The organism is Nostoc sp. CmiVER01, assembly GCF_034531135.2.
Taxonomy (GTDB): domain Bacteria; phylum Cyanobacteriota; class Cyanobacteriia; order Cyanobacteriales; family Nostocaceae; genus Nostoc.
In genome coordinates this window covers 78654-91593 of the sequence record NZ_JAVRBU020000025.1, presented here as the reverse complement: position 1 = coordinate 91593, position 12940 = coordinate 78654, and the positions used below count along the sequence as shown (strand labels likewise).

At 41.3% G+C, this 12940-nt stretch carries 11 protein-coding genes and 1 pseudogene; 6 read left to right on the top strand and 6 right to left on the bottom strand.

Annotated elements, in window-relative coordinates; translation table 11 throughout:
• Nucleotides 1–132 (top strand): annotated as a pseudogene (locus RMZ43_RS32160) (photosystem II q(b) protein); the annotation flags it as partial.
• A gap of 196 nt (nt 133–328) precedes the next feature.
• Here RMZ43_RS32160 and RMZ43_RS32155 read toward each other — a convergent pair.
• The gene (locus tag RMZ43_RS32155; RefSeq protein ID WP_322652159.1) at nt 329–1009 is read right to left on the bottom strand and encodes a RibD family protein; all 681 of its coding nucleotides are present in this window, start codon (nt 1007–1009) and stop codon (nt 329–331) included.
• A 183-nt stretch (nt 1010–1192) separates the two neighbouring features.
• Here RMZ43_RS32155 and RMZ43_RS32150 point away from each other — a divergent pair, with 183 nt between their 5' ends.
• Entirely contained in the window at nt 1193–2569 is a 1377-nt protein-coding gene (locus RMZ43_RS32150) for a DUF2252 domain-containing protein (protein ID WP_322652158.1), read from the top strand.
• A 58-nt stretch (nt 2570–2627) separates the two neighbouring features.
• On the top strand, nt 2628–3119 hold the full coding sequence (locus tag RMZ43_RS32145) for a DUF1499 domain-containing protein (protein WP_322652157.1): 492 nt from the start codon (nt 2628–2630) through the stop codon (nt 3117–3119).
• Between the two features lie 2 nt (nt 3120–3121).
• Here RMZ43_RS32145 and RMZ43_RS32140 read toward each other — a convergent pair whose 3' ends face one another.
• Both RMZ43_RS32140 and RMZ43_RS32135 read right to left on the bottom strand, forming a co-directional pair.
• Nucleotides 3122–4003 carry a succinate--CoA ligase subunit alpha gene (locus tag RMZ43_RS32140; protein ID WP_322651249.1) on the bottom strand — a complete coding sequence of 294 codons (882 nt, stop codon included), beginning with the start codon at nt 4001–4003 and terminating at the stop codon, nt 3122–3124.
• A gap of 121 nt (nt 4004–4124) precedes the next feature.
• Nucleotides 4125–5351, bottom strand: coding sequence for a succinate--CoA ligase subunit beta (locus RMZ43_RS32135; RefSeq protein WP_322652156.1), 1227 nt, complete (start codon nt 5349–5351; stop codon nt 4125–4127).
• Nucleotides 5352–6000: 649 nt separating this feature from the next.
• Between RMZ43_RS32135 and RMZ43_RS32130 the strand changes: the two genes are divergently transcribed.
• Complete coding sequence (locus RMZ43_RS32130; RefSeq protein WP_322652155.1) at nt 6001–7797, top strand: hypothetical protein; 1797 nt, start codon at nt 6001–6003, stop codon at nt 7795–7797.
• A 136-nt stretch (nt 7798–7933) separates the two neighbouring features.
• Here RMZ43_RS32130 and RMZ43_RS32125 read toward each other — a convergent pair whose 3' ends face one another.
• Together RMZ43_RS32125 and RMZ43_RS32120 are read right to left on the bottom strand one after the other, a co-directional pair.
• Nucleotides 7934–8545 (bottom strand): hypothetical protein, encoded by a 612-nt coding sequence (locus tag RMZ43_RS32125; protein ID WP_322651246.1) that lies wholly within the window; start codon nt 8543–8545, stop codon nt 7934–7936.
• A 28-nt stretch (nt 8546–8573) separates the two neighbouring features.
• Nucleotides 8574–9350, bottom strand: coding sequence for an ABC transporter permease (locus tag RMZ43_RS32120; RefSeq protein ID WP_322652154.1), 777 nt, complete (start codon nt 9348–9350; stop codon nt 8574–8576).
• A 441-nt stretch (nt 9351–9791) separates the two neighbouring features.
• On the opposite strand from RMZ43_RS32120, the gene RMZ43_RS32115 reads away from it, so the two are divergent.
• Entirely contained in the window at nt 9792–10940 is a 1149-nt protein-coding gene (locus RMZ43_RS32115; protein ID WP_322652153.1) for a DegT/DnrJ/EryC1/StrS family aminotransferase, read from the top strand.
• 98 nt (nt 10941–11038) lie between these two features.
• Here the strand turns inward: RMZ43_RS32115 and RMZ43_RS32110 are convergent, their stop codons facing one another.
• Nucleotides 11039–11785 (bottom strand): DUF561 domain-containing protein, encoded by a 747-nt coding sequence (locus RMZ43_RS32110; protein WP_322652152.1) that lies wholly within the window; start codon nt 11783–11785, stop codon nt 11039–11041.
• Between the two features lie 264 nt (nt 11786–12049).
• Here RMZ43_RS32110 and RMZ43_RS32105 point away from each other — a divergent pair, with 264 nt between their 5' ends.
• Nucleotides 12050–12838 (top strand): class I SAM-dependent methyltransferase, encoded by a 789-nt coding sequence (locus RMZ43_RS32105; protein WP_322652151.1) that lies wholly within the window; start codon nt 12050–12052, stop codon nt 12836–12838.
• Nucleotides 12839–12940 lie beyond the last annotated feature (102 nt).

The following is a 12940-nucleotide window of genomic DNA, read 5'->3' as shown; positions in this document are numbered from 1 at the left end:
GCTGATGTAATCAACCGGGCTAACCTGGGTATGGAAGTAATGCACGAGCGTAACGCTCACAACTTCCCCTTAGATTTAGCTGCTGGTGATGTTGCTCCTGTCGCTTTGAGCGCTCCTGCTATCAACGGTTAATTCTAAGCTCTAGCTAAATTAAAAAGCGCTCTCCTAATAAGGAGGGCGCTTTTTAGTATTAACGATAATAGCGTTTAGGAACTTCCAGAAAATAAATTATCCAATTTACTCAGATCATATTTTTCTTTCTCCCCTTGCCTACACCACGATAGAATATTTTTTTAGTTAGAAGTCCCTTAATTCTGGCAGCGCATACTCAACTGAGAATGCGGTAGTTTAAAAACAACTGACTTCCAACCTGACGAGTTTCAACGAGTTGGAGATGAGGAGCAGCTTGGAGAAGAAAACCCTCTCCCTCCACTGGGGTAGAGGCGTGCTTTCCTCCATAAATGATGGGCCAAATTGTCAACCACCAATCATTAATTCGCCCTGCCTTTAGTAAAGCAGCTGTTAAAGCGCCGCCTCCTAAAACAATGACTTTGTGAATACCCCGCTCTGCCATTAAGTTGTAGGCTCGATCCCAGTCTAAGTCTGTTTCTCCCAAATCGATTAATTCAGCTAGCTTTTGCAAGCTCGTTGCATCAGAATTACGCTTCAAACCAGTGCGTGTTGTAAATATCCATCGCTCAATGTCCTGACTTAAAAAAGGTAAGTCCAGCGATAGGTCAAGGGAACCTGAGACAACGCAGGTAATAGGCTGGGGAGACTGACCTCGAACCTTACGTGCTGCCAAAAGTTCGGGATTACGAATTGTATAGGTTCCTCCCTCAGCCCGAATCGTCCCTGCTCCTACCAAGACTAAATCGGCAAGGGAGGCTTGATACTCTAGGTGTGCTTGATCAACTGGATCGGCATCACGAGGCGCTTTAGGATCTACGGCACTAATTTTTCCATCGGCCGTCATCGCAAGAACCACAGTTGTTTGGATAGCTGACATGATTACATTCTGACGGTTCTTTATAATTTTACCTTTTTGAATTCTTTACTATGAATACTTGTTGCATTGTGCTTTAGCTCACTTTCTAAACTATGGCTCTAGGTGCTAAAAGAATTGTGGTTGGATGATTGTCTCTACACAAGAGTCTAACAAAAGTCAATTTTTTACATTTAAGAGATGGTCATGCCAAAATACATATCTATATCTGCAATCGTATTTGTCTTAATTTTAATTTTAGGGTTTGCATCTCCAACTCAAGCCGCCACTCCCCGTTCAACTTGGGTAGAGAATGAAATTTATCAATATAATCATCCCTTTGCTTCTCAATTGCCTCAAGAACTGGCAACAAAAATGCAAAAGATGAAGGCTAGCCCTTTCGCCTTTTATCGGGGAACAGATCACATTTTTTATCGTGATATGCAGACCTTGCCAAGTTCAGGATTTGTGAATTCTTCAACCTCAGCTATCTGGTTAGAGGGAGATATGCATCTGCAAAATCTTGGAGGGATGAGAGATAGCAACGACAACAACGTTTTTGACACCACCGATTTTGATGAAGGCTATCTTGGCCCCTACGTTTGGGATTTGCGACGAATGGCAGTCTCTATCTTGTTGACAGCTAAAGAGAACGGTCTTAACTCAAGTGATGCTCAAGATATTGTTCGGAATTTCTTGGATACTTACCTGAACAAGATGAGCGACTTTAAGGGAACCAACGACGAACTTTCATACCGTTTGGAATCTGGCAATACAAACGGTGTGGTCAAAGATTTAATTCAAAAGGCATCAGATAACAGTCGTTCTAGCTTGCTAAATAAGTACACGCAGTTAAATAACACTAACAATCGAGTATTTCAAACTACCTCAGAACTTCAGCCTGTATCCAGCAGCACCTATTCCGACATTGCTGGGGCTATAAGCAATTATATTGCCTCAATTCCTAGCAGTAAACGCTATAGCAATAGTTATTATGCTCTCAAAGACATTCGACTAAAATTAGGTTCAGGTACTGGTAGTCTTGGTAAGTACCGATATTACTTACTGATTGAGGGGCCAACAGGAACCGACGACGATCGCATTTTGGAGATGAAGCAGGAAGGTAGTAGTGCAGTTGCGATCGCAGTTCCAGGTCTGCTGCCAACTTCAGTTTACAGCAATCAAGAAGGGGCGAGGGTGGCAATCGCCACTAAAGCAATGCTTTCCAATACTGACCCTCTGGTTGGCTACACTACGGTCAATGGTATCCCGTTTATGGTACATGAAAAATCACCCTACCAAGTGGACTTTGACTATACATTGCTAACCACTAAATCAAAATTCATGGATGCGATGGGGTATGCGGGTAAGGTCGTTGCCAAGAACCATGCAATCTCTGATAAAGACTATGATGCTGCGATTATTCCTGTCAGCGTTGACAAAGAAGTGACTGATATTGTTAGCGGTAACAAGGCTGTATTTAAAGACGAAATTGTTAACTTTGCGGTGGACTATGCAACTCAAGTTGAGTATGACTACACGAGTTTTGTAAATGCCTATAACCAAGGGGTGATACTCTACTAAAACACGATTCAATATTTAGAGATTGTCTGCTATTCAAACCTTGAGGAATAAATTTATAATGTTTTGTCTGCTAATAGCCTTCACACAGCGACTCGTGCGGAGTATCGCTTTTGTAATATTGCTAACTTTAATTAATACTTTAATACTTCCTACCGCAGCTTGGGCTACCTCTTCGGCTTTGGGAGTTAATAATGGTCATCTTAGTTCATGTCCGGCTTCAGACAACTGTGTTGTGAGTCAAGATGGCGATCCTAAACATGCCATTGACCCAATTGCCTATCATATAGATCGTGATGCAGCACGAAAAACTTTACTAAAAACTCTCACCGTCGTTCCCCGCACAGAAGTTATAGAACAAACAGATAATTACATCCACGCTATTTCTAAAAGCCGTATCTTTAAATTTATTGATGATGTAGAGTTTTATTTCCCTCCCAATGAATCAGTAATTCATGTGCGATCGGCAGCTCGTGTGGGAGAGTCGGATCTTGGTGTTAATCGCAGGCGTTTGGAGCAAATTCGTCTGGCTCTGCGCGATCTAAATATTTGATGTTAACTAATCTCCTTTCTCAATAATTCTGGAATCTGAGAAGGACGTTCAGCTACTGGAACTTCCGCTTCTTTTAAAGCAGCTAATTTACTTTGAGCCGTGCCAAAGTTAGGATCGCGTCCGATAACTGTTGCTAAAGTCCCTGTTTGACGCCAAGTTTTTCCTGGTGGTGCAAGTCTACCTGCAATGTAGGCAATTACTGGTTTATCAATTGCCTCGGTAATGTACCGGGCTGCTGCTTCTTCACTACCACCGCCAGGTTGACCAACTAAAACGATCGCCTCTGTAGTTTCATCCTCATCAAGAATTTGCAACCATTGGAGAAAGGAGGAACCAACGATCGCATCACTACCAATACTGACACTAATCGACTGCCCCAAACCTGCTTTTGTTAATTCGTAGGCGATTTCGTAGGTAAGGGTGCTACTACGACTAACAATCCCCACTCTGCCAGGAGTATAAAATTCGCTTGGTTGAGTACCTAAAAGAATTTTCCCCGGCACAATGATCCCCGGACTATTTGGCCCGATTACCAAAGTTTCACAGGCTTCGGCTTTGCGGAGTAGTTGCACCATATCCAAAGGTGGCACACCAGCAGTGATAATAATGATCTGGCGAATATGAGATGCGATCGCTTCTAATGCCGCATCTAGTACGTCGTAAGGATCTACACAGATAATTGTTGTGTCAATTACCCCAAATTGTTCTATTACTTCCTCTACTAAGTCAAAAACTGGCAATCCATGCAGTTCCTGTCCGCCACATCCAGGATTGACACCGGCTACTAAGTTCGTACCATAAGCTTTCATTTGAGCAACATGAGTGCCTGATATAAATTCACAAAAGCCTTGAATTAATACTTTACTGTCTGGCGTTAGGTTCATAAAAAATTACCGTAAGTTTAGCAACCCAGTCGTCTATGGCACTGGGCATAAAAAAGACATATTTATAGTGTCGGATTAAATCAATTTTTTTGAATTTTGAATTTGAAGAATGTAACACTCATTACCTCTTATTAGCCGTTGGTTTAGCCAGACGAACTGCTGCCGCTACTGCCTCATCTAAATTTTCTACTACAAGGAGCGCATTGCTGGGGGTTTTTAGTGTTGCTAAATACTTTCTCGCATCATCAAATTCTGAACCAGCAAGACGGACAACTAAAGGTGAAAAATTCTGCTCTTGCCGACTTTTACTACCATTAGAATGCACAACCTGTGAGTTAAGTTCGCTGTTGTCTTGCTCCACAACTCTGGCTATAACTTCAATTACTTCTTCTGTTTGAGGAATGCTACCCAGAAAGTTAATTAATATTACTTGAATGCTGTTATCAGCCTCTAGGATTTTTAGACCTGTTTCTAAGCGATCGCGGAAAGTAGTTGGTTTAGTGTCTGTAACGTAAGCATGACGTAGATTCAAACAAACACCTGGATTGCCACCAGCATTAGCTACTAAATCCAAAGTTGCCATTACTGAACCAGTACCATTACCTAAAATACCAATTTTACCGTGCATTTTCACTCCATCCCAGTCGCCCAATATACCATTGATTTCAGTACTGGTATGACGACTGATGATTTTTGCCGCCATCTCGGTGAGGTCAGGATGACGCTTGATTGACCGTTCGTTGACCCTGACTTTACCATTAAGAGCCATAACTTGACCAGTAGCACTGACTGCCAAGGGATTGATTTCGACTAAATCTAGGTCTTTTTGCACAAATAAGTGGTACATCTTCTGGACAACGCAGCTTACCGACTGCATCAGCGTCCCCTGCAAACCCATTTTCAAAGCCAGTCGTCGCGCATAAAATGGCGAGAATTCTTGTTCCACGACAACATAGTGCATTCTTTCCCCAGCCGATTCCCAATCAATGTCTGCTTCCTTGCAACCTAAAAGAACTGGTCGGCAAACAGCAGTATCTAAAACCACCGCCAGATAAAATTCCTGGTTGGCATCGTATTGGGATTCTGCCAGCACAACTTCTGGCAACTCGCCCCATATTGGTAAACTAAAGATATTTTGGGCAGCTGCGATCGCATCAATTGTAGTCTCCGCAAATCTGACTCCACCTGCTTTTGCCCGTTCCGCTCCATGTACTTGAGATTTCAGTACAATTGGAAAGCGAATTTTTAAACGTTTCAAATCTGTGGGATGGTCAATTCGTTGGGAAGGCAATACAGGAATGCCTATCTTGCCAAACCACTCTTTAACTTGATACTCTAATAAATCCATTGATACACCTTGTATTTACACTTTCCCAGCCTTTGCTTAATGCTGTTTTAATATTTTGCAGCACTTTTATTTTAAAATTAAGCTTTTAGCAGCTATAAAAATTTATTTTTCACCAGTCAATTTTATCGATTTCAGCCAATTAGGCAGATTAATTTTGATAGCCAACCTGTTGGTGCTAGAGTCACAACATGTAATTTATCTCTTCAGTAAGTTTCCTAGCATAGAAGATAACTACCATTTCTGTCAAAACCCTCTGACTTAGCATAGTTTCCTTAACCTTTGGATAAATTTGTGACAACTGCTCTACAACTCCGATTTTGCAGAACATTAGCTCCTGTGTATTTTATTGTCCCGAAATAATGCAGTTAAAATACTCAAAAATTCTATTATTCCCATTTTTTATTTGTAATTTACATCTAAAGACAGATAATTTGATTTTGCATCTGGCATTGTAAAAATGTAACAACGCGAACAATAATTACTTTTTTGATTTTTGGTGAAAAGTCTGAATGTGTGTTAGAACGTTGGTCGTTCAGATTTTCAGGCTGTGGTTGGTTAAACTGTGCATTTGCATTCAACAAACCTAAAAAGTTCATTTCATTCTCTTAAAGATAATCAAAACAATATAGAAATTAAGCGGGAAAGCTCTATGAAAGTAGCAGTCCAGCAGGAAGATTTACAGCTTTTAGCCAAAACTTTGCAGGAACAATTACTTGCAGAAGTCTCAACGGCTGAAGTCTTCAAGGTTAAGTGTGCCGTCAATAAAGACGGGTTAATGATTTTAACCCAACACGAATCAGATGTAATAGTTGATACTCAAACAATCTTTGCAGTAATTGAGGAAGTACTTCAGTCTCTAGCACCCCACAGAGAACGGCGAGTGCAATGTTTCCTCAGAGTTTTTGGTGAACAACTCCCTTATGCAAAATGTTTCTTGCCTCTGAGAGAGATGGGGGGAGGGGGAGATGAGGCAGGGGAGGCAGAGGAGGCAGAGGGAGCAGGGGAGGCAGGGGAGGCAGAGGGAGCAGGGGGGGCAGGGGGGCAATACTTTTCTACCCTTTCTTCATCAGCTATTACCTATTCTCCATCAATCGATAAGATTGAGGAGGAACTGTTTGACCCGTTGGCAGATGCGCCGAATTTGCAGACTTCAAAGCCAGCATCTCAAATCAAATCCATTTTACTGGGTGCAGCTTTGGTGGGAGTTATAGTTTTAGGCGGCGGTGCTTACTTGTTGACTCGCCCTTGTTTGATGTCTGAGTGTAAAGAAATACAAAACGCCGAACAATTAAAAACAGAATCCCCGCAACTTTTGCGCCGCGCCAAGTCCGAAAAAGAATTAGTAGCTATACAACAACAACTTACGGCAGCTAGTGCAGCCTTGAATGCAATTCCTAGTTGGTCGCCTCGTTACCAGGTATCAGAAGAACTAAGAGCAAGTTTGTCTGGACGGTCAGAAAAAATCAGCCAGGTGGTCAAGGCTTTGCAGATGGGATCTTTGGCGACACAAAAGGTTCAAACTCCTGCATCTAGCCTAGAGGAATTACAAGCTAGGCAACACTTATGGCGACAGGCTATAGCCCCACTAGAAACTATAAGTTCCAGTAATGAACTCTATGGACTGGTGCAAGGAAAATTACTTAATTATCGTGTCCGTTTGCACGCTGTAAATCAGCAGATAGTTACGGAGGAAAAATGGCTAAAAAAACTAACGGCAGCAAAAGCTGTAGCTAGTGCAGCCGAGAATCGGCAAGCTACTGCTAAATCTTTGAATGACTGGCAAAAGGTTCAGTCTACTTGGCTGGTGGCTATTAATGCTTTGAATAGCATTCCCATAACTAGCCTTGGATACCAAGAAGCCGAAAAGCTGTTGGTAGATTATAAACCTAAGTTAGTAGCGGCACGCGATCGCGCTACTAAAGAACGATTAGCTGTGAAAGCCTACCAACAAGCCGTTAGCACTGCCAAGCAAGCCAAAGTATATGAGCAACAAAACCAATGGCTTGCAGCAACGACATACTGGGATCAAGCTTTGCAAACTGCTAAAAAGATTTCCCAAGATAGCTTGTACTACACTCAGGCTCAGTCTCTCATTGAACCCTACTCAATAGCTCTCAAACAAGCACAAGAAAAAGTACAAGTTATTAGTAGTTTGCAACAAACTCGCACTGACTTGGATAAAACTTGTATTAATGGAATTCGGATTTGCACCTTTAGCATAGACAATGCAGGAATTATTGTCCGGCTAACTCCTGAGTATGATCAAATAAGGCAAAATAACCTAGCTACTCCTTATTCTAAAAATTCGGATACTGCTGTTGACGTTACCAATCACTTGCAAATATTACGAGAGGCTTTAGCTGTAATTAGTGATAATGCCAGCTTGTCTCTTTTCCTCTATGATTCCCAAGGTCAGGTAATTTATACGCGGACTTTAGGTGGGTAGAAAAGTTAGGAGTGAGGAGTTAATCTAAAAATTTTGTGTATAAATTTTAAAATCTCTCTCTGCTTTTGAGAGAGGTTTATTATATAGTTGACGACTTCGTGAATATCCTTTAATTTCATCGGTAAAATACACAATACTATTGTTTTTGTATTTTTAATTCACATTCTTGAAAAATATAATTAACTGCCGCAAATAATTTATCTAAATCTTGAATTACATACAAATTTCTATTCCGAGTAAATACATCAGCAATCAATTTTCCGAATTGCCATATTTTACCGTTAGAAACAATCCCAAAAATATCACTGACAAAATCATCATTAATTCGCTGCACTGCGATCATTTCAGCTAAACACTGACCCCAGCCTTCTTCAAATTTGTCTTGTTTAGCTTCAACTGTCAAAAAATAAGGTTTATCAAAAACAATCGTACCTAGAGGATTTCGCTGTGTAACCGTATAATCTGGAACGCCTGATAAATCTTCATCGTAAGCTAATGTTTCATGACTCCAAAGTGTTAATTTACTTCGGTAATTTTTCCATACTTCTTTCAATACTGGATAGATGAGATTTTCACAAATAGCATCTTCAGAATTATCAATAACTCCATCTGTAAATAGCAAATCTAATTCTTCTTTAAAAGACTGTTTAACTGGAAAATCCACTTCTAATATAAAATTAGACTGTACATATTTGATTTGAAATTTTTTAATTACTGCGCTGATACTTTTGTAATTACTAAATGCCATTTTAATTTACCTTTTATTAAAAAAGTCATTACCTGACTAACTGCGCGGCAGAATTGAAAAATTGACGACACAATCCTTTTGTGACTAAAAGTGTTGTCAACAAATTAGCGAAAGCAACCATAAATATAATTAAAATTTCGTATGATACAGCATCCAGTGGTTTTACACCAGCTAATAGCTGTCCGGTGGTAATTCCTGGTATTGCCACCATACCGATGAGGAGCATTTGATTGAGAGTTGGAATCAATCCGGCTCTGATGGCATCTTTGCGATACTGGCTAACTGCTTGCTGGGGCGTTGCACCTAAGCTCAAATGAGTTTCGATTTCGAGATGGCTGGAATTAATGGTACTGACAAGACGTTCGCCTGCGATCGCAGCTGCATTAGTAGCATTACCTAAGACTATCCCTGCTAGGGGAATTACATACTGTGGTTCGTACCATCTTTGTGGTTGAATGATCAAGAAGTTGGTGTAAAGCACTGTCAGGGCGGTACTAATTAAAATTGCACCCCACACCAAAGGCAATACATAAGGAATTTTTTGGCTGATCCGATTTCGTGCGACAATCGCCGTAATTGTCAGCATTATTGTTAATATCGCCAAAACTGCCCAAGCATTGTCCAAAGCCAAGATGAAATCTAAAATGTATCCCAATACAAGTAGTTGTAAGATGGTTCTCCCAGTAGCAAGGGCTAAGTTTAACTCTAGTCCTAATTTTTCCCAGGCAGATAAACCAATAGCGATCGCCATCAATCCCACAGCAATAGCTAAATCCACAAAATCCAGCTTGATCAACTCCTGCATAAGTTTTCTATCTCCATCTCCTGGTATTTCCTTTTCAAAGCAGCCCACACATCTGGAACTTTGATCCGATGTGTTGGATCTTGGTTGATATATATCACCTTTATCAATTCAAAATTTAAAAATGGTACAACCTTAACATGGCAAACACCTAGTACCGCAAGGCGGAAGTCAAAAGTCAAAAGTCAAAAGTCAAAAGTATTATGGAATCAGCTTTTTAGGAATTTTAAATGGTTGCTCTATTTCCGCCGTGGCGTACTAGTATGCTTATTATCTGTAAATTAAATGTGCGGTAGTTTCTGGCGCCTTAATTTAAGTAAAAACCCTAATAGATGCGTATCTTGGACGATAGTCTTTTAGTAGCTCCTTTTTGATTAACAATTCAATTAGCAAAAATTGACTCTCGAAGTGCATCCTTTGTATCTCCCAATAAAATAAGAACTCATGATCCAAAGTGTAAATCCTATCCCTGCCTTTGATATCAAGCAGCAATACACCACCATCGAAGCAGAAGTAAGTGCAGCTGTCTTAGAAGTTCTCGCTTCTGGTCGCTATATCGGTGGCCCCTTAGTCGAAGGCTTTGAGCAACAGTTTGCTGCTTATAATACTGTTACTCAATGTGTAGCTTGTAATTCTGGTACTGATGCGCTCTACTTAGCGTTACGAGTCTTGGACATTGGTACAGGCGATGAAGTGATTACAACGCCTTTCACTTTTATTGCTACATCTGAAGTAATTAGCGCCGTGGGTGCAAAGCCTGTTTTCGTTGATATTGACGCTACTACCTTGAATTTGGATGTCGAGCAAGTAACGGCGGCGATTACACCCAAAACTAAAGCGATTATCCCGGTGCACCTATTTGGACAACCTGTGGATATGACATCATTGATGGCGATCGCTCAGTCTTACAATTTGGCAATCATTGAAGATTGCGCTCAGTCTACAGGTGCAAGGTGGGCTAATCAAAAAGTCGGAAGCATTGGACATATTGGTTGCTTTAGTTTCTACCCTACCAAAAATCTTGGTGGTTGCGGTGATGGCGGGGCAATAACGACTAATGACCCTGCGATCGCCACTAAACTGCGAATACTACGAGATCATGGCAGTAGAATTAGATATTTACATGAGGAAATCGGTGTAAATAGTCGCTTGGATGCTCTCCAAGCAGCTATTTTGCAAATTAAGCTACGTTATTTAGATATTTGGAATAATCGCCGACGAGATATCGCCAACTATTACTATCAGTTCCTTAGTCAAGTTCCGGGAATTGTCCCACCGCAAGAATTACCTGAGGGTGTTGGAGTATGGAATCAATATACTATTCGCATCTCAGGCGAAGAGCGAAATGGTTCTAGCGCCAAATATCGAGATTGGGTGCGTAGTCAATTGCAAGAACAGGGCGTGAGTTCCATGATTTACTACCCTCACCCTTTACATTTACAACCAGTTTATCAAAGCCTGGGCTATCAAATTGGTGACTTACCGATAGCAGAGCAAGCTTGCCATGAAGTTATATCCTTGCCTATGTACCCAGAACTGACACAACAACAGCAAGATCAGGTGATTTATGCGTTGAAGGATTGTTTGGGGTGAGGGGAGTAGGTAGAGACGCGATTAATCGCGTCTGTACTGAATAGGGAAGAGGGAATTTTTATATTCACCACTCCCCACTCCCCACTCCCGATTAAAAACTAAGCGATCGCCCGGTTGCTAGCAGTCGCTAAGGCTTCTACTAAGCCACGTACAGCCGCAATCATTGCTACTTCGCTATTGAGTTGGTTGATGGCAGAACCAACACCAACACCAGCAGCACCAGCTGCGATCGCTAATGGTGCAGTAACGTTAGAAATGCCTGAAGCACACAATACTGGTACTGACACCACACGGGAAATCTCAAAAGCTGCTGCCAAGGTGGGAGCAGCTTTTTCAATTAATCCTAAAGTTCCAGGGTGAACTGGGTTACTGCTAGTACCGCCTTCAGTTTGGATAATATCTGCTCCAGCTTTCACCAGTTCTTCTGCTAACTGTACCTGTTGATCTAGTTCCAGGATGTGGGGAACAGTGACAGATAGGGTAATTTCCGGGAGGAGAGCGCGGGTTTGCTGAGTCAAAGCTAACACTTCTGGAGCCTCAAAGCGGCGTCCTTGAGAATAGAAGGAATCGAAATTCCCGATTTCAATTAAATCAGCACCAGCTGCAACAGCTTGCACAAATTTTTCTGGTTCTACTGCTGAAACACAAATTGGTAAATTTGTCAAACTTTTAGCTAGCTCTACCAAAGCTGGATCGGCGGCAATATCGACAAAAGTAGCACCGCCAAATTCAGCAGCTTTAACAGTAGCAGCGACGCTAGCGGCGTCGAAGTTATTCAAGCCGCTAATCACTTTCAGGACGCGGCGGTTAGTAAATGCACGTTGGAGTGTGGAATGCATCGTCATAGTTTGGCTTTTGAAGCTACGAAAATTAGGTATATTCTACCGTTCCTCGGCTGATCGGGGACTAAATCACTATCGCAGTTGCCAAATTTTGATAGTTTTATCCTTTTTCTCGGATTAGCGTAGTTTACCGCCGCAGGCATCGCTATATTGTAAAATTTTGCTCTTGGAGTTTACTCTCACAATTAAATTATGTATTAAATACAGCAAACTTTTAGCATATTTCTATGTAAAAATAATTAAGTTATTCTTTTCAGGAATGAAGATATGACTGAAGAAATAATGGCAAACTTGGACGATAAAGAAATACTTGAACTTTGGGACAATAGAGCTAGAGACTGGGATATTCAAGTTGGTGAAGATGGCGACGACAATCGAATTCTGAACTCAGATCCAGTACTATGGAGTTTCGCTGGTAATGTTGCAGGATTGTCTGTCCTCGATGCTGGTTGTGGTACAGGATATTTAGCACGCCAGCTTTGTCTTAAGGGGGCCAGTGTAACTGGTATAGATTTTTCACCTCAGATGATAGAAATTGCCCAATTCAGAGCTAGCCAAAATAATCTAGATATAGATTTTTATTTGGATTCATGCACTGAACTAAAGTCGCTTCCAGATGAGCAATTTGATATGATCGTCTCGAATTATGTTCTCATGGATTTGCTCGATCTCGAAGGAGCAATCAAAGCATTCAATCGTGTTCTTAAGCCTAGTGGTGTTGCAATCCTTGTGTTCTCACATCCTTGCTTTCCCCAAGGTAGCCCGACAACTGTAAATGAGGATGGGACGGTTTTTTATGGTTGGGCTTCTTCTTACTTTGAAAGGACACAACGCAACGAACAACCTTGGAACCATTTTACAACACCATTTATCTGGTTTCACCGTCCTCTTTCCGATTACTGGAAAGCTTTCAAGGCAGCAGGTTTTTCTGTAGAGGAATTTGAAGAACCAAGAATTACACCAGAGCGATATCATCTCGTAGAAGACGATCAAAAGCTATTTAATTCCAAAACACGTCCCTATTCGGTAGTTTTTAAACTCCTGAAGGTTAAATAATTCATCATGACGCTCCTACGGACGCTCGTTCCTCTCTACGAGACGCTGCGCGTAGCTTGCTTCTCTGTAAGAGTACGCTACCGCTACGCTAACGTAATTAAG